The 20,626-nt window shown below is 59.1% G+C and carries 17 protein-coding genes and 1 pseudogene; 9 read left to right on the forward strand and 9 right to left on the reverse strand.

Features of this window, described 5'->3' with window-relative positions; translation table 11 throughout:
* Positions 1-759: 759 nt before the first annotated feature.
* From JJ869_RS13805 to uraD, 7 genes are all read right to left on the reverse strand, one after another.
* On the reverse strand, positions 760-1,638 hold the full coding sequence (locus tag JJ869_RS13805) for an ester cyclase (protein WP_292267938.1): 879 nt from the start codon (positions 1,636-1,638) through the stop codon (positions 760-762).
* 569 nt (positions 1,639-2,207) lie between these two features.
* Positions 2,208-2,582 (reverse strand): hydroxyisourate hydrolase, encoded by a 375-nt coding sequence (locus JJ869_RS13810; RefSeq protein ID WP_292267939.1) that lies wholly within the window; start codon positions 2,580-2,582, stop codon positions 2,208-2,210.
* Positions 2,579-3,490 (reverse strand): BMP family protein, encoded by a 912-nt coding sequence (locus tag JJ869_RS13815; RefSeq protein WP_292267940.1) that lies wholly within the window; start codon positions 3,488-3,490, stop codon positions 2,579-2,581. Before JJ869_RS13815 ends, JJ869_RS13810 begins: the two co-directional genes overlap by 4 nt.
* 55 nt (positions 3,491-3,545) lie before the next feature.
* On the reverse strand, positions 3,546-4,502 hold the full coding sequence (locus JJ869_RS13820; protein WP_292267941.1) for a tripartite tricarboxylate transporter substrate binding protein: 957 nt from the start codon (positions 4,500-4,502) through the stop codon (positions 3,546-3,548).
* A 34-nt stretch (positions 4,503-4,536) separates the two neighbouring features.
* On the reverse strand, positions 4,537-6,057 hold the full coding sequence (locus JJ869_RS13825; protein WP_292267943.1) for a tripartite tricarboxylate transporter permease: 1,521 nt from the start codon (positions 6,055-6,057) through the stop codon (positions 4,537-4,539).
* A 2-nt stretch (positions 6,058-6,059) separates the two neighbouring features.
* The gene (locus JJ869_RS13830) at positions 6,060-6,548 is read right to left on the reverse strand and encodes a tripartite tricarboxylate transporter TctB family protein (RefSeq protein WP_292267944.1); all 489 of its coding nucleotides are present in this window, start codon (positions 6,546-6,548) and stop codon (positions 6,060-6,062) included.
* Positions 6,545-7,138, reverse strand: a complete 594-nt coding sequence (gene uraD / locus JJ869_RS13835; RefSeq protein ID WP_292267945.1) for a 2-oxo-4-hydroxy-4-carboxy-5-ureidoimidazoline decarboxylase — start codon at positions 7,136-7,138, stop codon at positions 6,545-6,547. The genes JJ869_RS13830 and uraD overlap by 4 nt, the downstream gene beginning before the upstream one ends.
* A gap of 131 nt (positions 7,139-7,269) precedes the next feature.
* On the opposite strand from uraD, the pseudogene JJ869_RS13840 reads away from it, so the two are divergent.
* Positions 7,270-8,160: pseudogene (locus JJ869_RS13840) on the forward strand (LysR family transcriptional regulator).
* A gap of 229 nt (positions 8,161-8,389) precedes the next feature.
* The gene (locus tag JJ869_RS13845) at positions 8,390-9,676 is read left to right on the forward strand and encodes a cytochrome c peroxidase (protein WP_292267957.1); all 1,287 of its coding nucleotides are present in this window, start codon (positions 8,390-8,392) and stop codon (positions 9,674-9,676) included.
* Positions 9,677-9,718: 42 nt separating this feature from the next.
* Here the strand turns inward: JJ869_RS13845 and JJ869_RS13850 are convergent, their stop codons facing one another.
* Both JJ869_RS13850 and JJ869_RS13855 read right to left on the reverse strand, forming a co-directional pair.
* Entirely contained in the window at positions 9,719-11,224 is a 1,506-nt protein-coding gene (locus JJ869_RS13850; protein ID WP_292267946.1) for a CRTAC1 family protein, read from the reverse strand.
* Positions 11,221-12,495, reverse strand: coding sequence for an ROK family transcriptional regulator (locus tag JJ869_RS13855; protein WP_292267947.1), 1,275 nt, complete (start codon positions 12,493-12,495; stop codon positions 11,221-11,223). Before JJ869_RS13855 ends, JJ869_RS13850 begins: the two co-directional genes overlap by 4 nt.
* 212 nt (positions 12,496-12,707) lie before the next feature.
* Here JJ869_RS13855 and JJ869_RS13860 point away from each other — a divergent pair, with 212 nt between their 5' ends.
* From JJ869_RS13860 to JJ869_RS13890, 7 genes are all read left to right on the forward strand, one after another.
* The gene (locus tag JJ869_RS13860) at positions 12,708-13,739 is read left to right on the forward strand and encodes a substrate-binding domain-containing protein (protein ID WP_292267948.1); all 1,032 of its coding nucleotides are present in this window, start codon (positions 12,708-12,710) and stop codon (positions 13,737-13,739) included.
* Positions 13,740-13,917: 178 nt separating this feature from the next.
* On the forward strand, positions 13,918-15,237 hold the full coding sequence (locus JJ869_RS13865; RefSeq protein ID WP_292267949.1) for a sugar ABC transporter permease: 1,320 nt from the start codon (positions 13,918-13,920) through the stop codon (positions 15,235-15,237).
* A gap of 12 nt (positions 15,238-15,249) precedes the next feature.
* Positions 15,250-16,014, forward strand: a complete 765-nt coding sequence (locus JJ869_RS13870) for an ATP-binding cassette domain-containing protein (protein ID WP_292267950.1) — start codon at positions 15,250-15,252, stop codon at positions 16,012-16,014.
* A gap of 79 nt (positions 16,015-16,093) precedes the next feature.
* Positions 16,094-17,530 carry a xylulokinase gene (gene xylB, locus JJ869_RS13875; RefSeq protein ID WP_292267952.1) on the forward strand — a complete coding sequence of 479 codons (1,437 nt, stop codon included), beginning with the start codon at positions 16,094-16,096 and terminating at the stop codon, positions 17,528-17,530.
* A complete protein-coding gene (xylA, locus tag JJ869_RS13880) occupies positions 17,527-18,834 on the forward strand; it encodes a xylose isomerase (RefSeq protein ID WP_292267953.1) in 1,308 nt (435 codons plus the stop codon). Before xylB ends, xylA begins: the two co-directional genes overlap by 4 nt.
* Before the next feature lie 148 nt (positions 18,835-18,982).
* Positions 18,983-19,783 (forward strand): HAD-IIB family hydrolase, encoded by an 801-nt coding sequence (locus JJ869_RS13885; RefSeq protein ID WP_292267954.1) that lies wholly within the window; start codon positions 18,983-18,985, stop codon positions 19,781-19,783.
* Positions 19,776-20,626: glycosyl transferase (locus tag JJ869_RS13890; RefSeq protein WP_292267955.1), on the forward strand; the 851-nt coding region annotated here is incomplete at its 3' end. The genes JJ869_RS13885 and JJ869_RS13890, both read left to right, overlap by 8 nt.

Here is a 20,626-nt window from a genome sequence, read left to right on the forward strand (position 1 = left end):
CTCATGCTGACCTGCGCCATCCAATACCATTCGCACGGCACGCTCGCGCACTTCTGGTGAATACTTGTTCGTTGTCTTCGTCATAATGCTCCATCCTACTCATGAGTTGAAGCCTCCGGCAAACCCGGCGCGGTTCAGACCAACAGAATGGCCGCGTTCGAGATATTGTCCGACTCGGTGGTATCGATGTCGATTCCACTGAACCCAAGGGATATGACTTCGAAACGTGTCGCCATAACCTGCTTTGTGAACCCCTTACCCTGGCAATCGCGCCCGACGGCGTAAGTGCCCTACACAAAAACCTCGTCCCCGCTTCAGCGACGGTGACGTCAAACACAAAGTGACCCGTCACGACCTCAAAGGGTCGTCACGACCCCAATCTCGTGCAGGAATGTGGCATGCGTGAGTTTGAACTTTGGAAACAATGTTATGCGCGTTGGCGAATTGTGATCCGAAACTGGGAGTATTCCGCCACGATCCACGGCCCGCTGACGGGCCTCTCCGAACCCGCGACCACAGCCCGCGCCACAAGCACGCGGTGGGTGGCGGTGAAGCCGCTCGATATAGAGCAATGGTGGGAAGGTCCGCGCAGTCGAAGGGATCGTTTACGCGAAGCCAGTGGTAGGAAAGGGGTATTGGCGCCAGCACACCTTCGTTGCCATCTTTACTAAGGTCTGATCAGCGGGACGGGCCTGACATTCGCCGCACAGCCGGAAAAGTAGCATGTTTGTCCTGCTGACGGTCGGCGTCGTGCGTGGGTTACCAAAAGGGCAGCGCAGCGGGCAGTGCTTCTCCGCAACTCTTGCACTTCCGATCCGCCTCAGGACCGCGAGTCATCTTACCGCAGCCATCACAGCGGACCATCAGGGGATTCATCCGCGCCTTCGTCCAGACCGAAGTGAAGCCTTGGGACGCAAGAGAGCCGTCATACATGCCCTTTTGAACTTCAGCGTGTGCACCTTCCTTCATGACGCGGCGCGAAGCTTCGGGGCTGTCCCACGCCGAGATCGTGACCATGCGGTGGCCAATCGTCGCCGTCGTTGCCCCGATGAAGCCATCCATCTTCAGCATGTCAATCAACGATGCCCTTGACCCTTCGCGCACCTGTTGGACGCATTCGTCGTTCCGGGCGTGAAGCGTGGTGATCGAGAAAGCCACCGGCTCATCCAGACGTCCGGTTTGCACCTCCGTTGACACGCCGAACTTGAACGGGCCTATCTGGCTGGGCTGAACGATGATGTCGAGCCCGAGTTGACGCGGCACGGCTCCACCGTCGAAGTACCCTTTGACCGTCGCCACCTTGCCGTCACGCAGGGTGAAGAAGTCCGAACCTTCCACCCGCACCGACTTTCCTGTGGGCGGCAGTCCACGCATTGATCCGGTGTTCGTTCCCAACATAACCCATTGAGCCGCGGCCCGGTTCGGACCCGTACTGTCCAGACTGTCTTCTTCGAAGCGAAGATCCGGAAATGCTGACCAGAGCCCGGTCACATAGGCCTTCAACGCCGGTCCCGAGATCGGTCTTCCCGTGCCCGGGTCTTCATACGTTCCATCTTCTGTAAGACTGGCTAGAATTGCGTCAGCGTCTTGCGCGTTCCAACCCGCAAAATACTTTCTTATCGCCTCCAGGTCGGTCATATCGCGGTTCCTTTCGGTTCGAGATGGACCGCATCGCACAATCCGTCCGCTATCCCCTGCGTAAGATGCATAATCCCGGAGAGTTCACAAAGAGTTTTTATACTGTTTTGCCAATGACCTTGTGGTGCGGGAAGATTACCGGCATCACTAAGGCAGGTCAGTGCGCATAGGCACGTCCTTTTCGAGCTCGAAGCCAGACGTCTGCATCAAGGATGCTGAACACGGCAATTGCCAGGTTCGGTCAGACAGAGTTCATGAATCCGGATCAAGGATCGCATTTCGCGTCGTTCGTCTGGTCGGACCACCTGCACCGCTTCGGCTGAAGCATCTCGATGGATGGCAAAGGGCGCTTGCTCGACACCATCTTTGTTGAACGGCTCTTAAGGAGCTTGAAACACGAGTGCGTCTACTTGCAGGTTTGGGAGATCAAAGCGGAGGCGAACGCCTGTGTTCGAAGATGGATCGGGTCTTCAACCAAAAGCGCCCACATTCCGCCCTTGGTGGACATCCTCCATACGTAGTCTGTTGGTTGCGAGAAGACGAAACCCCACCCGAGCGACTTGTCAGTTTCAGGATCCACCGCGAAAGAGTGAAAATCCCCACGGTGTGAACTTGAACGGGATGTGGAAATGCTCGGTGACTCTGTCAATACCGAAGCGAAACACAGCCTCTTCGACAAAAGCCGGATCCGGGAGTTTGATACCGTTTCCGCGGTAGTAGGCCGCGACGCCAAAAGTCACTTCGTAAAGCCCTCGGGTCACGCCCTCGCCTTCTGATACCGGATTGACGAAGTGACCATTGGCTGCGCAAACACCCAAGGCAACCTGACATGGATCAGGATCAAGGCGTTTGAGACAGACCGAGAGCCCGCTTGCAGGGACGCCGTGTGCCACGTCAACGGCATGGATCGAGATTCCGCCAGCGCGCTTCGTGAAACCGGTCATGCTGCAACCTCGAACTCTGGTCCGTCAAAGACAGTATCAACGGATATGAGACCGTGTTCGACCTGCGAGGCAAGGTCCGCAATCTCTTGCCGGATGGCGTCGGGTACGTCTTTCGACATCGAAAGGCTTACGGCCCTTTCCCGGAACCCAAGCTCGAGAATCTTGCCGGGCCTCAACCCACGTCGCATGTCTTCAATCGCTCGGTCTACACCGAGGTCGATCCTGGCCACGGCGGATGCGATAAAAATTTCTGGATCAATCGCGCACCAGTCTACGGCATTGCCGATCTGGCGCATTCCGGTCGCACGGCAGGCGCGGGTCGCACCGTCCCGGGCGGCATTGAGCATCGTGAAAAGGATATCCGCCCCGTCGACCGCGATTGCGCGGGCCCAAGCCTCGGTCACAGCGCTGTCGTCTTGAGTACCACAGAAACCCGTAACGAGGCGCACCGTCTGGTCTCCATGTCGAACGCCGGCAGCGAAGGCAGCCCGCCCCTTGAGACCGGGCGCAACGCGGTGACCCGAAAGATGCCCGACTGTTCCCGTTCTTGTCATGCGCGCAGCCAGAACACCGGCGAGGAATGCAGATTGTTCCTGAAGCACATCATAGCTCGTAAGGTTTGCGCCCAAAACGTTACCTTGCACGACGGCAAAACTGCGGTCCGGGAAATCCTTGGCTGCAGCGGGCACCACCAGATTGCCCTGCCCGCCGACAAAGATCACGCCTTCAGAGCGTTCGGCGGCTTTCCAAAGGGCTTTTTCCATTGCATCAGGATCGTAGGAGACACCGCTCACGACCGTGATATCGGCGTCGACAATGCCCTTCTGAACGCGTTCCACGCCTTCGAGTGCGCGTTGGTTGAACCCGCTATCGTGGAGTTCGCCGACAAAAATGACCGAAATTTTCATTTGGTTTTCTCGCGTAGCCTCGGAGCACTGGCAAGCGCTCCGAGGCTGATCCGGTTCAGCCGTTAACCTTGGCGGCCTTGATGAGCGGCTCCCACGTCGAAATCGTGCCTTCTACAAAAGTGGTGAACTCTTCTGAAGGCATTGGCGTGTGCGCGACGCCGAATTGCGCCAGACGCTCGATCACGGATTCAAGCTGCATGATTGCCGCGACCGTTTCGTTGATTGTCTTGACCATCTCGGGGTCCATGCCGGCAGGGCCCGAGAGGCCGGTCCAGTTCTCGATCACGATATCATGACCAAGCTCACGGAACGTCGGAATATCCGGGAACGCAGTGGACCGCTCAGGCGCGGCGAGCGCAATCGGCTGTGTTTCTCCCTCGGTGATCAGGTCGCCATTCAGCGCGACCATGTCATAGTAAGCTTCCAGAACACCGGCTCGGAAGTCTTGGATCGCTGGCGCGCTCCCCTGGTAAGGTACGTGGATCTGCTCGATGCCAAGCTCGATGTCGACGGCTTTGCCAAGGATATGGGTGATCGACCCAACGCCCGAAGACCCATATGTGATGCCATCGCCCTTTGCTCTGGCGATGTAGTCGTCAAGCGACGTGATCCCCGAAGAGGGTTGCACGAAAAGCGCAGGCGTTGAGGCGCCGAGATAGGCAATATGCGTGAAATCGCCCATCGGATCGTATGGCAGATTGTCGAATTGGGTTGGCGCAATCGTGAAGGGCGCGTTGTTGCCAAGGATAAGAGTGGTGCCATCCGGGGCCTGCTCGGCCACATAGTCGGCGGCGACGGTGCCGCCTGCACCGGGTCGATTGTCGACCACGGTTTTTTGTCCGTACTCGCTTTCGAAGTATTGGGCGAGAACACGCGCAATCAGATCGCTTGTTCCACCCGGCGGGAAGGTGACGACGATGCGGACCGGCTCATCGGTCCATTTTCCGGGCTCGGCAATTGCAGGCGAGGCCAGAACAAGGGCGGCAGCGCCGATGGCAAGAATATGTTTCATGATCTGAGGTATCCTTTTCTAGAGGTCGCAGTAATCAGGTTTCGGACAGGGCTTCGGCCGCCTTGCGGAGACGACGACGCTGTCTGACCGCCGAAACGATGGCGTAGACGAGCAGAAGGACGGTGATCGCGATCAGCGTTCCGCTGATCGGGCGGGTCAGGAAGGTCGTGGGATCACCGCGCGACAGAAGCATGGCCCGGCGCAGCTGTTCCTCCATCATCGGGCCAAGAACGAAGCCGATCAGGAACGGCGCCGGCTCGAAGCGGAAAAGACGCATCAGGTATCCCGCCCAGCCAAAGACCAGAGTCAGCCAGACGTCGAAGACGTTGTTGTTGAGCGAATACACCCCGACGCAAATCAGCACGATGATGGTGGGGTACATGTAGCGATAGGAGATTTTCAGCAGACGTACCCAGAGCCCGATCAGCGGAATGTTCAGGATGAGCAGCAGGATGTTCCCGATCAGAAAGCTCGCGACCAGCCCCCAGAAAAGGTCGGAGTGATCAACAAGCAGTCTGGGCCCCGGCACGATCCCGTACATCATCAGCGCCCCGATCACGAGCGCCATGGACGCGCTTCCCGGCACCCCGAGGGTCAGCGTCGGAATGAAGGCGGTTTGCGTGGCCGAGTTGTTGGCGGCCTCGGGTACGGCGACACCTTCGATAGCGCCTTTGCCAAACCGCTCTTTGTTTGGTGAAATCTTCTTTTCGACGGCATAAGCCACGGCCGAAGCGACCGTTTGGCCCGTACCCGGAAGTGCCCCGAAGAAGCTGCCGATGCCCGAGCCGCGCAGGATTGGGCCGAACATGGCCTTCCATTCGGCCCGCGATGGGTAGAATTTCTTGTAGTCGATCTCGTTCTGGAACGCGCCACTGGCATTCGCACGGATCGACACGATGAGTTCGCCCACGCCAAACAGGCCCATTGCGACAATCACCAGATGAACACCGTCGCGCATCTCGGGAATGCCCATGGTAAAGCGCTCGGCTCCGGTGGTGATATCGACACCGACTGTGCCCAGCATCAATCCCGCAACCACCATCGTTATGCCTTTGACAGGACTTCCGTTCGAGACGGCAGAGGCGGCGACCAGTCCCAGGAGAATGACCGCAAAATACTCTGTGGGTCCGAAATTGAGCGCCAGATCTGCCAACCCCGGTGCAAGCACTGCCATGACGATCATACCGATCATCCCGCCTCCGAATGAGGCGATGGCGCTGCCAAAAAGCGCAACCCCCGCACGCCCTTCGCGCGCCATCGGATAACCGTCGATGCAGGTGATCGACGAAGAGGGTGTTCCGGGGACGTTCATGAGGATCGATGCGATCGATCCGCCATATTCCGCGCCGTAGTAAACTCCGGCGATCATAACCAGCGCGGACGTTGGCTCGAGGTAGAATGTCAGCGGCAGGATCATCGCGATCGCCGCCATTGATCCGATGCCGGGCAGTACGCCGATGAAGGTGCCGAGGAAAACGCCGACGAAGCAGTAAAACAAGTTCGCTGGCTGCAGGGCAACAAGCAGACCGTTTCCGAAACCGGTGATGATCTCCATCGTCAAAACCCTCCGAATGCGGCGAAGGGCAGGCCTATCACGCCGATAAAGAGCGCCCAGCACGCCAGAGACACGATTGTCCCCAGAATGATCTTTCCCAGAATGGGCAACGACGGGTCCGGTACACTGGCCGTGATCACTGTCAGAAACGCACCCGGAACAAGGCCGATCCGACCAACTGTCAGAGCAAAGACGGCAAGCGCCGCACCGATGGCGGCAAAGGAAATCCAGTCCGGGCGTTCCGCGTCGGACGTATCCCTGAAATCGGCAGCAATGACGACCAACGATAGCACCGCAAGAATGAAACCGGTGATGACTGGAAAAGCGCCTGTCCCAAGACGGCGGGGCGTGCCCACGCCAAGCTCATAGCCACCGACAATGAACACAAGAGCGAGGATCAAGAGGGCGATGCCGCCAAGCGCGCCAAAATAGACATGCGGAGGCCGCGCTTCATCGTCAGTTTTGCGCAAGCGAAGAAGAAGGTCTTTCATGACGACCCTCCATCCGAATTGGCGCTTGCAATGGCCTTTGGCTCCGTGTCTCGCGACGGCTGTGCCACCCCCGTCAGCCTGCGCAGACGGGCCTTCATCACAGACACGACCTGACCAAGCGCGTGCGCCAATTCTTCGGTTGGGTCTGCCGCGATCCGACGTTTGAATTGCGCAATTACGCTTTTGAGATCGTCATGTTCGTGCAAGGCCACAATGAACGGATACCCGTGTCGGCGCGAATACTGCCGGTTCAGATCCGTCATTTCGGCGGATGTCAAAGCGTCGAGATCCAAAAGGGCCAGACGCCCCTGTTCATCCTGCGAGGCAAATGTCATCGCTGAAGGGTCAGGCGGCGAAAGCTCGGGATGGGCGCAAAGCAGTTGCAATGCCTCATCCCTCGGGAGGCTGCGGACTTCGGAATCAAGCCATGTGGCAAGTTCATCCGCATTCCGGAAGGGACGCGCCTCGGCTGCGCGACGGGCGAGCCATGCCGACCGTTCGACTATCCGGTCCATCATGGCCGTGGCCTGACCATCGGTCGCTCGGTTGAGCGCGGTTATCGAAAAGGCAAGCGGCGCGGTGCCCTGCATCTGAACCCCCATGTTCATCGAATGCTAACGCTGGCCTTGCGTTGCCAACAATTTCAAAATCATTCATGCTGCATTCGCAAAACGGCAACAGAAGGAGCAATGCATTGGCTTTGCACGTCTTGCCTCGGGCGTTGAATTACCTCGAAACGGTTGCGCGGCTTGGGTCGATACAAGCGGCATCCCGGTCAATCGGCATTGCGGCTTCGGCGATTGACCGTCAGATCATCGCCTTGGAAGACGCTTGCCAGACGCCGCTTTTCGAACGACATGCGCGAGGAATGCGGCTAACTGCAGCGGGAGAGGCAGCCGTGCTGCTTGCCCGTCGCTGGCGCGCGGACGAGGAACGTCTTGAAGAGACGATCCGGACGATGCGAGGAGAGCAATTCGGGACGGTTCGGCTTGGTGCCATGGACAGTCTTGTGAACTCGATCCTGCCCGATCTCGTCTCGACCTTTGCCGAGCGCTATCCGCGAATCCGCTTTGCCGTTGACATCCTGACGCCACAGGACGCGGCTCACGAACTCGAAGTCGGCAGTATTGACCTTGCATTGGTGTTCAATCTTCCGGACGACCGATCACGGCACATCATATGGTCCAAGCCTCTGCCCTTCGGCTGCGTTGTTGGCCGCGGGCATGCGCTTTGGGACCATTCCCAAACGACCCTCAGCGAGGCAGCAAAACATCCGCTGGCTGCGTAGAGCCGTGTCCTGCCGGTGCGAGAATATCTCGACAAGCGTTTCGGTTGGCTTTTCGATCCGGCAGAACCGGCTCTCGTGACGAATTCGCTTCAGTTCATGAAGCAGATCCTCGTTAGCGGGAAATACCTGGCGATCACGTCACAGTTGGATGCTCTGACCGAGTTGGAAAACGGCACCCTTCGCTTCGTGCCGTTGACCGATCAAGGTTTGCGGCCGCAGTCGATCAGCGTTGCCGTCGATGCGCGCCGCCCATTGTCACGGGCAGCTCGCCTCGTTGGTGAGGCCCTTGCGGATACGCTTGCGGCACGACTTGAAAAGACTTGAGGAACAGGGTGAAACGTTCTTCGGCACGCGGCCGCCCGAGTATGGCTCACTCCAGCCGGACGTACGTCAGCCGATATCCGTCCAGGAGTCCCGATATCCGCAACGCCACAATTGACAAGGCGATCAATCTCTGACGGCATTCGGCCCAGCATGAAGCAAAAGGTGTAGAATGTTTGGCTTTCGGAACAGACGGAACGGAACCGTGATCTGGGCTTCAGCCGTTGCGGTCATGACCCTGCTTCTGGCACCTGTTGCGCGCGCGGACCTGCCTGCGCCGGTGACGGATGACGCCTATATGCCCGTCGATCCGGCAGAAGCCAAACTGGGACAGCTTCTTTTTTACGATCCGATCCTGTCGGGCAACCGGAATATCTCTTGCGCGACGTGTCATCATCCGCGCTTTGGCACCGGGGATGGTGTGTCGCTGTCGTTGGGAGAAGGCGGCATCGGACTGGGCCCAGAGCGCCATGTCGACCCGGCCAACGTGCCTGAGCAACGTGTTCCGCGCAATGCCACAGGTTTGTTCAATCTGGGAGCGCGGGAATTCACCGTCCTGTTTCACGATGGCCGGATCGAGGTCGACCCCTCACGCCCGGGTGGTCTGCGGACGCCTCTGGACGAGGATATGACCCAGGGTTTTGCCAATCTTCTGTCGGCCCAAACCATGTTCCCGGTGCTGAGCCCGGATGAAATGGCCGGGCATTACAGCGAAAACGACGTGTCCAAGGCTGTGCGACTGGGCCGCATCACGGGCGAGGGCGGGGCTTGGGATCTTATTGCCAAACGTGTTTCTGCGATCGAAGCTTATCGCACCTCCTTCGAAACGGTGTATCCCGAGATAGCCGAGGGTCGCGAGATTGCCTTTACGGATATCTCTAATGCCATCGCGGCCTTCATTGCAGAGGAATGGCGGTCCGACACCAGCCCGTTTGACGCGCACCTGCGCGGAGAGGAACTCTTGAGCGGCAAGGCCGCCGAGGGCATGGATCTTTTTTACGGCAAGGCCGCCTGTTCCAGCTGCCATTCCGGCGCGTTCCAAACCGACCACAAGTTTCACGCCATGGGCGTTCCACAGATTGGTCCTGGCAAGGCCGCGCGCTTTGAAAGCTACGTGCGCGATGACGGTCGGATGCGGGTGACGGGCCGGGAAGAGGATCGGTTTGCCTTCCGCACACCGTCCTTGAGAAATGTCACCGCCACCGCACCTTACGGCCACAGTGGTGCGTACAAGGACTTGCGCCTGTTCGTCGAGGCCCATGCCAATCCGCGTGGCGTGGCCTACGACCAGACACAGGCGGTGCTGCCAGACCTGCAGGGCGCATCTGATTGGGCGGTTTTGGAGGATCCCACGGCCACGCAAGCCATTCTGGACGTCGCCTGGGAAGGCGTGCCGTTGAGCAGTCAGGAGATCGACGCGATCATGGCGTTTCTGGAAAGCCTCAGCGATCCGGTCGCACTTGAGGGGCGCATGGGTGTCCCTCAGTCAGTGCCCAGCGGTTTGCCGGTGGATCGCTAGGCGACCAGAACACTACGGCTTGGGAACCGATAGCAGCGGATGTCAGTTGACGCGGCTTATCAAATTGGCCGCGTTGATGGTACCCACCTGCCAATCGCTCGCGTTGCCATCGGGCCAGATCATGCGCGTTTCGACAGACGTGGCGGTGCCAAGTCCAAAATGAACCGGCAGCGCGCTGCCACCCGCATGCCCGCCACCAACCGTGATTTCCTTGATTCGGGTTGTTCCGTCCGGCAATCGGATCTCGGCAAAGCCGCCGACGGCATGCTGGTTCGGCGCGGGTTGCACAGGTTGCAGCGTGATCCAGTTGCCTGCTCCCGCCGTCACGTTCTGCCAGAGCTCCAACGGTGCGCGGCGGTTGACCACGGCCAGATCAAGCAGACCGTCACCGTTCAGATCCCCGAAAACCCCACCGCGTCCGCGCAGATCGCTGGCCACACCCGCCGCGACAGACGCTTCGACAAAGGTTCCGTCCGGCTGCTGCATCAACAGAGAATTTGGGTCATGCATGGCATTGCTGGGCATCTGGTCCACATTGCCCTTGGCGATGAAGATGTCCTCAAAGCCGTCATTGTCCGCGTCGCCAAAGGCAGCATGCCACCCCGTTGATGGACGTCCGTCGTCCCCGATATGGGGCCGATGTGCGGTTGCCCCGACATTGTAGGACGCGTTGCGATAGACATATGGGGCATCCGCATATTGCAGCAGCTGGTCACCCATCGAGGTCAGGACCACCTCGGGCAGACCGTCGCCGGTGATGTCGGTTGAGGCGATGCCCATCCCCCAAATCGACACCGCGTTCCAGCCCTTTGACGCATCGAGCAAATTGAGGTCAGGAAAGGACCACATTTGCTCAGAGCCGCCGCGGACGTAGTAATGTCGGTCATTCGACACGCGCAGATCGGCGACCCCGCGGCGCGCCGCATCCGAAAACAGCATTGACAATGCACAAAAACCCGGAGCGAGATCGGTGCTGGCATACCCTTCGGCGGTTGGGCGCATCAGCTGGTTGCTGTCACAGGCTTGAAACGGCCCATCCGGATTCGCGCGATCCACGTAATTGCCGACGGCCAAAGTGGGACGGTTTTGCCCGGCTTCCCATGTTGCGGAAAACGCCGTGGACCAGCGATCATCCCGGGGAATGCCCCAAGCGCTTGAGGCATCCGTAAAACTGCAATCGGCTCCGCCTCGCAGGACCATGTTTTCGCCAACGCGCAGGATGAAGAGATCGAGCCAACCGTCGCTGTCGATGTCCAGCGGATAGGCTCCGGTTGCGCCGGTGATGTCGGGGAATGTGCCATTTTCGAACGATATGTCATTTCCGGGGGCCGATGTCGTGTTGATCAGCAACGTCATCGGGGCCTCGCCGCCCGCCGCAAGAAGTTCGGGGAAGCTGTCGCCATTGCAGTCGAACGCCGCAAGTCCACCGCCCACAAAGTGTTCCCAGCCGCCTGAGTATACATGTTCCACTGGCAAGGGCCGCGGCTCGAACAGAGGCTGGGCCGCCAGTGGGGCACCAGCGCAGATCAGACAAAGGGCAAGTTTCATACTGCCTCCGGCCGGAGTGCAATCTCTGTGGCCGTATCAAGCGCAAGTGCGGCAGCCCCACGCGCCCAGACCTGATCGCCCCACGCACGAATTTCGACCACGGGCGCAGGGCGGTTGGTTTCCAATGTCATGTCACGCATCGCGGCTAGAACCTCTTCGGCATAGAGATAGTCATAACGCATCCGTTCCCCGGACAGCAGGATCAGCGCCGGGTCAAACAGGTTCACGATATTGGCCAGACCCAGGGCGAGGTAGCGCCCTGCACGCTTAAAGATGGCGCGGGCAGACTGGTTCCCGGCCTTGGCGTGATCATAGAGGGATTCGAGCAGGATATGCTGCGATTGCACACCGCGATTGCCCCAGTTGAGCGCGGTGGTTGCCTCGCGCACGAGAGCGTAGTCAGCTACGTAAGCTTCGAGGCACCCGCGTTGGCCGCACCGACACAAGGCACCATCCAGCTGCACCTTGGTATGGCCGATCTCAAGACCAAGCCCCATTGCCCCTCGATAGAGTCGGTGATTGATGACCACGCCCATACCGACGCCATGTTCGATGGTCACAACCGCAAAATCAGACCGTGCCCGACCAGCGCCGAACCAGAGCTCGGCCAATGTCACGAGGTTTGCATCATTGTCGACACGTACCGGACGACCCAGCAATTCCTCAAGCGTGGGACCAAGGGCAATCCCCTGCTCGCGCATCAGGGGGGACCACATGACCTGTCCTGTCGCGCTGTCGACGACACCGGGCAGACCGAGACCGATGGCAGACAGATCCGTTTGCGTCAGCCCGGCTTGACCCAGCGCATCATCCAGAAGCCGGACGACATCCCGGATTACCATTTCGGTTTCCTGCTGCAGGACACCGTGGCGAATCTCGGCCTCGGCAATCGTGTTTCCTGCGAAGTCCGTAATGATGGCGGCGTGGCGATGGTCGGACAGCTTCAGGCCGGCGACATAGCCCGCTTCGGGGCGCACGCCCAGGGCCACGGGCGGCCGCCCCCGATTGCTTTCGCCTTCGCGCTTGGGCGTTGCGACCTCGTGAACCATGCCGGTTTCGATCAACTCGCTCACGACCGACGTGACCGACGCGGGACTGACCCCGAGGTCTTTTGCCAGATCCGCACGAGAAATCAGCCCTGCAGCGCGCACCCTGTCGAACACCTGCATCCGCAGGCTTCGCGGCGTGGACTCATAGCTTTGAATCAGGGGACCACAGCCAATCTGGGCCTCTCCGTCTTCAAGAGCATGGAATCCGGTATCCGGTGACATTTCATTCAGAGCCTAAACTTAACATGGTCAACGTACCCGAAATCGCCCATCATTCCAGCAAAAAGATCACAGCAAGGACCCCGTCAGGGCAAAAAATCTTCGAACTCGGCAAGTTTATTTTTTGACAGCTGAATTAAATATGTCATGATGGCGGTGTTACGGTCATAGCCGAACAGCCTGATTCCGGGCACGATCATTTGGGAGGAGATCACATGCGCAAGGCGCTTACCCTCGCGGCCATTCTGGCTGCCTCTGTTTCTACATCCGCACTCGCAGGAAGCCACTCTGTCACCGTTGGTGTGAGCTGGTCCAACTTCCAGGAAGAGCGCTGGAAGACTGACGAAGCTGCAATCAAGGCCGCTCTCGAAGCCGCTGGCGCGACATATATCTCTGCTGACGCGCAGGCTTCTGCCGCCAAGCAGCTGACCGACATCGAAGCGCTGATCGCACAGGGCGCAGACGCGCTGATCATCCTCGCGATGGACAAGGACGCGATTGCACCTGCAATCGATCAGGCAGCCGCCGAGGACATCCCGGTTGTGGGCTACGACCGTCTCATCGAAGATGATCGCGCCTTCTACCTGACCTTCGACAACAAAGGTGTTGGCCGTATCATCGCCGAAACCGTTCAGGGCATTCAGGAATCGGGCAACTACGCAATCATCAAAGGCGACCCGGGTGACCCCAACGCGCAGTTCCTGCTGGAAGGCATGATGGAAGTGATCGGTGACGAAGTTGCCAACGGTTCGATCAAGATCGTTGGTGAAGCCTTCTCCGATGGCTGGAAGCCCGAAAACGCTCAGAAGAACATGGAACAGATTCTCACCGCCAACAACAACATGGTTGATGCGGTTCTGGCGCAGAACGACGGTATGGCCGGTGGCGTGATCGCTGCACTGTCTGCTCAGGGTCTGACGGTTCCGGTCGGCGGACAGGACGGCGACCTTGCCGCTCTGAACCGTGTTGCACGCGGCACTCAGGCCGTTTCGGTCTGGAAAAACTCGCGTGACCTCGGCAAGGCCGCTGCGGATATCGCCGTTGCTCTGGCAGGCGGTACGATGCTGGCGGATATCGAAGGCTCCGTGAAGTGGTCCGGTGGCGAGAAGGGCGTTGAAATGAACGCAATCTTCCTCGACCCGACACCGATCACAGCCGACACGCTGAACCTCGTCATTGACGCGGGCCACATCTCGAAAGAGCAGGCTTGCGAAGGTGCGATGCCGACTGTTGCGGCCTGCCAGTAACCGGTAGGTGATCCGGCGCAGGCCACCCTGCCTGCGCCGGTTTCTGCACCGTTCTGACCAAGGTGCAGACAAGGGCTTTTGTCCAATTTTTTCATAGCGCCGCGATCCGGGTTCCAGTGCATGTGCTGGTCAGGGCCGTGCCGTGTTTTCGCATCCTTCCGCATGGCTGGACGAACAAATGTCTGACACTAAAAAAATCTCAAAAACGACCGCAAAGCCTGAAGGTCTGATCAGCCGCTTCATGAGCGCGACCGAACTCGACACGCGCCTGATCGGGATGGTCGGTGCTCTTGCACTGATCTGGATCGGCTTTCACCTCTACGGCGCGCTCGTAAATGGTTTCGGGGCCTTCCTGACACCGCGAAACCTCTGGAACCTGTCGGTCCAGACCTCGTCAATCGGGATCATGGCCTGTGGCATGGTTCTGGTGATCGTGACCCGCCATATCGATCTGTCCGTCGGGTCACTGCTTGGATTTTGCGCCATCATCATGGGCGTCATTCAGGTCAATATCCTTCCCTCCTTTCTGGGACTCGGCCATCCTCTGATCTGGGTGATCGCGGCGGCCTGCGGCATGCTCCTTGGCGCGACAGTCGGCGCGTTCCACGGATGGTTGATCGCCTATCGGGGCATTCCGGCCTTCATCGTGACGCTGGGCGGACTTCTGGTCTGGCGTGGCGCTGGATTTCTTGTGGCTCGTGGGGAAACGATCTCTCCGGTCGACAGCACATTTGCATTGCTCGGCGGCGGGCCTTACGGGGCCGTGGGTGCCACTGGCAGCTGGATCATCGGTCTGATCGGATGCGCCGCAGTGGTCTTCGGCGTGATCAACGGACGCAAGCAGCGCACCAAGTTCGAATTCAAACTGCGGCCGGTCTGGGCAGACACGTTCCTTGGCTTGGTCGGATGTGCCACCATCATCGGAGCTGTGCTGCTGGTCAATGCCTATCCCTGGCCGCGCGGCATTGTGCGCCGCTATGCCGAGGAAAACGCGATCACCATCCCTGAAGGCGGTCTATTCATTTCCCACGGGTTTGCTATTCCGGTCCTCATCCTGCTGGTCGTTGGTATCTCCATGACATTGCTGATGACCAAGACCCGGTTTGGCCGCTACGTCTATGCCATTGGCGGCAATCCAGAGGCCGCGGCGCTTGCGGGCATCAACACCAAGATGATGACCGTCAAGATCTTCGCGATCATGGGCTTCCTCGCAGGTCTGTCTGCGGTCGTCGCGTCGGCCCGTCTGAACTCGGCCACCAACGCATTGGGCGAACTGGACGAGCTTTATGTCATCGCTGCTGCGGTGATCGGGGGCACATCCCTGTCGGGCGGTGTGGGCACGATATTTGGGGCCATACTTGGTGCCCTTGTGATGCAATCCCTGCAGACCGGCATGGTGCTGATCGGATTTGACGCGGCCGTGCAGCGGATCGTTGTCGGGTCGGTGCTCGTTCTGGCCGTCTACCTCGACATCCTCTACCGCCGTAAATCGAAGTAAGGGGCGAAGATCATGACTGTTAACACCGGAACCCCGCTCGTCGAGATGCGCAACATCTCAATCTCGTTTGGCGGCATTCACGCCGTAGACGATGTCACGGTCGATCTGTACCCCGGCGAAGTTGTGGGCCTTTTGGGCCACAACGGTGCAGGGAAATCGACTCTGATCAAGTGTCTGTCGGGCGCGTATCAGGCGGACTCGGGCGACATTTTCGTCAACGGAGAGAAAGCCACGATCAAAAATCCCCGCGATGCCCGCAGCCACAACATCGAGACGATCTACCAGACGCTTGCGCTGGCGGATAATCTCGATGCCGCGTCCAACCTGTTTCTTGGACGCGAGTTGTTGACGGCTGCCGGGTTTGTCGATCAAGCCAGAATGGAAGCTGAAACGCGCAAGATCATGGCGCGGCTCAATCCCAACTTCCGCAAGTTCCAGGCACCTGTGTCGGCCCTTTCGGGTGGTCAGCGGCAATCCGTGGCGATTGCGCGTGCGGTCTATTTCAACGCGCGGATCCTGATCATGGACGAACCAACAGCGGCCCTTGGACCACAGGAAACCCAGATGGTGGCCGAACTCATTCAAGAGCTCAAACGCCAGGGGTTGGGGATCTTCCTGATCGACCACGATGTGCATCAGGTCAAACGGCTTTGCGACAGAGCAAGCGTCATGAAGAACGGCGAACTTGTGGGCACCGTAAAGGTTGCGGATGCAAGTGAAGACGATCTTCTCGCGATGATCATTCTGGGCAAGACGCCGGCACATCTGGCAGCTTGAGCTATTGGCCCCGATCTCATGTCGGGGCCGACATTCCCACTGAGTTTCTCATTCCTGATCATTCAAGGACGGCAGAGTGATGTTTATCGGTCTAGATCTGGGCACATCCGGTCTGAAAGCGATCCTGATCAATGAAGATCAGACGATACTCGCCGAGGCCACCGCGCGGCTGAACGTGTCGCGCCCGCATGACAGTTGGTCAGAGCAAGCCCCTGCCGAATGGATTGCGGCCGCAGAAGCCGTGTTCGATCAGCTCAGCAGCCACAACCTGTCGGCGGTCAAGGCGATCGGCCTGTCTGGCCAGATGCATGGCGCAACCCTGCTTGATGCCTCGGATGAAGTGCTGCGGCCCTGCATTCTCTGGAACGACACCCGCAGTCATGCCGAAGCGGCAGAAATGGACGCCGACCCAGACTGGCGCGCCATCTCGGGCAATATCGTCTTTCCCGGCTTCACCGCGCCGAAACTCGCCTGGGTTCGCGCGCATGAGCCAGCAGTGTTCGAGCGGGTTGCGAAGGTCCTGTTGCCCAAGGATTACCTGCGCCTTTGGCTGACAGGCGAACACGTCGCCGAAATGTCGGATGCTGCGGGAACCAGTTGGTTGGATACCGGTGCCCGCACATGGTCTGAGGATCTTCTGGCAAAGACCGGGCTTGGGCTTTCGCAGATGCCACGCCTTGTCGAAGGCTCCGAAGTTTCGGGACAATTGCGCGCCGACCTTGGCCAGCGCTGGGGGTTCGGGACACATGTCGTTGTCGCTGGTGGCGGTGGCGACAACGCAGCCTCGGGTATCGGTGTCGGAGTGGTCCGCGCGGGGCAGGCCTTTGTGTCGCTCGGCACGTCGGGTGTGCTCTTTGCCGCAAATGACGGCTATCAGCCCGACCCGGGCACCGCAGTTCATACCTTCTGTCATGCTTTGCCGGACACATGGCACCAGATGGGCGTGATCCTCTCGGCGACTGACGCGCTGAACTGGTTCGCGCAGCTTGTCGGACAGGACGCGGCTGACCTGACGCAGAGGCTTGGCCCGCTGCAGGCGCCCAGCAAGGCGGTCTTTGCACCTTATCTTGGTGGAGAGCGGACACCACTCAACGACGCTACAATTCGGGGTGCACTAATCGGGATCGAGCATGCAACCGACACAGCGGCGGCGACCCGCGCTGTCCTGGAAGGTGTGAGCTTTGCCATTCGTGACTGCCGCGACGTGCTGGCTGCCACGGGCACCGAGATCACCAGCCTTCTGGCTGTGGGTGGCGGCAGCAAATCCGACTACTGGCTCTCGGCAATTGCCACGGCGCTCGACACGCCGATTGATATCCCGGTCGCTGGCGACTTTGGCGGGGCCTTCGGGGCCGCCCGGCTTGCGATCATGGCTGCAACGGGTGCCGGCGCCGAAATCGCGACGCGCCCAGACATTGCGCGCAGCATCACCCCTGACCCCGATTTGCGCGCCGCGTTTGATGACGGACATCACCGCTTCCGCGCCACCCAGGCTGCACTGAAAGGACTAACATGACCGACTTTTTCAAAGGCATTCCGGCAATCACCTACGAGGGGCCGGAAACATCGAACGAGTTCGCGTTCCGTCACTATAACCCGAATGAAATGGTTATGGGGAAGCGGATGGAAGACCATCTGCGCTTTGCCATCGCCTATTGGCACAGCTTCGCATGGCAAGGGGGCGACCCCTTTGGCGGCCAGACCTTTGACCGTCCGTGGTTCGGAGACACGATGGATCTGGCGAGGCTCAAGGCTGATGTCGCTTTTGAGATGTTTGACATTCTTGGCGCGCCGTTCTTTTGCTTTCACGATGCCGATGTCCGTCCCGAAGGCGAGGATTTCGCAAACTCGACCCGCAATCTTGAAGAGATCGTCGACTACTTTGCGGCCAAGATGGAAAGCTCGAAAACAAAGCTGCTCTGGGGCACTGCAAACCTCTTCTCGCACCGCCGCTTCATGTCGGGTGCGGCCACCAATCCAGACCCCGATGTGTTTGCTTACGCGGGTGCAACCATAAAGACATGCATGGACGCGACCCACAAATTGGGCGGAGCGAATTATGTCCTTTGGGGCGGGCGCGAAGGCTATGAGACCCTTCTCAACACCGATCTCACCCGCGAGATTGAACAGGCCGGACGCATGCTGTCCATGGTGGTGGAGTACAAGCACAAGATCGGCTTCAACGGCACAATCCTGATCGAGCCAAAGCCACAGGAACCCGCAAAACATCAGTATGACTACGATGTCGCGACGGTTTACGGCTTTCTCAAGCGGTTCGGGCTGGAAAACGAGGTCAAGGTCAACATCGAACAGGGCCATGCCATCTTGGCTGGCCACAGTTTCGAGCATGAACTGGCCATGGCGGCGAGCCTTGGAATTCTCGGGTCGATTGACATCAACCGGAACGATTACCAGTCGGGTTGGGACACCGATCAATTCCCCAACAACGTGCCCGAGATGGCGCTTGCCTATTACGAGGTTCTCAAGGCGGGTGGCTTTACCACCGGCGGAACGAATTTCGACGCCAAGCTGCGTCGGCAGTCGCTGGACCCCGAGGATCTCATCCTTGCACATGTGGGTGGCATGGATGCCTGCGCACGCGGATTGAAAGCAGCGGCGGCCATTCTCGAAAACGGAACCCTGGAGGCGATGCGCGCCGAGCGGTATGCAGGATGGAACAGCGACGAGGCCAGAAAGATGCTGTCGGGGGAGTATGCTCTGGACGATCTTGAAGCCTATGTTCGCGCATCAGGTTTGAACCCCGAACCGCGCTCTGGAAAACAGGAGCGGCTGGAGAACCTCGTGAACCGGTTTGTTTAGAACCGGGAGTTCGATTTTCAGTCAAAAGGCTTTACTCCGCCGCTTTCTGCGGCGGACGGCGCCATCCACCTGAGGCAGATCTGTCGCGCAACTGCGATGTGGTTCTTTTGGGCTTGAGCCGGTGGCAGTGTCGTCGGACACTCCAGACATGAAGAATCTTCTGAAGCTTGTTGTCTTTTCTGACCTCGACGGCACGCTTTTGGATCACGAGACATATCAGTGGGATGCAGCGCGCCCTGCCCTGCAACGGCTTCGGGCACTTGGCATTCCGGTCGTTCTTGCGAGCAGCAAAACGGCCTCCGAGATCCGACCACTTCAAGAGCAGATGGGCCTGACTGGTTTGCCCGCCATCGTCGAGAATGGCGCCGGGGTGATCGGGTTGCACGACACAGGCCCAGCCGACGCTTACAGCGCGTTGCGTAACGCGCTTGACCGGATCTCGACCCATCTGCGCGCGCAGTTCCGGGGCTTTGGTGACATGACTGTTCCAGAATTGGCCCGTTTGACTGGCCTGAAGCAAGACGCCGCTCAGCTTGCCAAGGCCCGTGACTATTCAGAACCTGGCGTATGGTCCGGCAATGATGCAGAACTGGCTCAGTTTCACGCAGACCTGCAGGAGCACGGCATCACAGCCCAGCGCGGCGGACGTTTCCTGACATTGTCCTTCGGAAGAACAAAAGCGAGCGCGATGGACAGCGTGATGGACGCCCTTGGCGCGAAGAAAACACTCGCGCTCGGCGACGCCCCAAACGACATCGCGATGCTGGAAAAAGCCGATATGGGCGTCATCATCGCCAATCCCCATAGGCCGCCTCTGCCCGAGTTGGCAGGCGAACATAACGGTCGGATCACGCGCACGCACGACGCCGGGCCGGTAGGCTGGAACGCCTCGGTCAATGCTATTCTCGACACTCTGCCCCTTGTGGAAGGACACACGCCCGATGGTTGATTTTCATCAGAACGGAAACATCGCGACCCTGCACAACCTGCGCACCCGGTCGCTTGCCGAGATGACCTACGAGCTGGAGACCTTCGCGCAGACGCGGAAGATGTCGCTTATTCTGCCCTGCCTTTATTCCGAGCTCGAAACCGATGCGATGCCGAACATCCTGTCGGAACTGGCGAAGGTCACCTATTTGCACCGAATAATCGTTGGTCTTGACCGCGCGGACGAAAAGCAGTTTCGCCATGCCAAGCGCTTCTTCGAAGGGCTGAACCAGAACCATATCGTGATCTGGAACGACAGCCCTCGCATGCGGGCACTGGGAAACCGGCTTGAACAGATGGGGCTGTCACCTGGAGAGCAAGGTAAAGGCAAGAATGTCTGGACATCCATCGGTTACTTGATTGGCTGTCAGGACAGCGCAGTCATGGCAATCCACGATTGCGATATCCTGACCTATACGAACGAATTGTTGGCCCGACTGATCTATCCCGTCGCCAACCCAACCTTCCCCTACCAGGTCGCCAAGGGGTACTATGCCCGGATCGGTGGGGAAAAACTGAACGGACGGGTGACGCGGCTTTTGGTCAGTCCACTGCTGATCGCGTTGAAGCGCGTCGTCGGAGACCGGGACTACCTCGATTACCTGCGCAGTTTCCGCTACCCGCTGTCCGGCGAGTTCGCGATGCGGACGAACATCCTGCCTGATCTGCGCATCCCATCCGATTGGGGGCTTGAGATCGGTGTCTTGTCCGAGGCGTGGCGCAATCTGGCACCCAAGGCGGTTTGCCAGGTCGAGATCGCAGATGCCTATGATCACAAGCATCAGGCATTGAGCTCTGAAGACGC

Source organism: Marivita sp. (assembly GCF_017643905.1).
Taxonomy (GTDB): Bacteria; Pseudomonadota; Alphaproteobacteria; order Rhodobacterales; family Rhodobacteraceae; genus Marivita.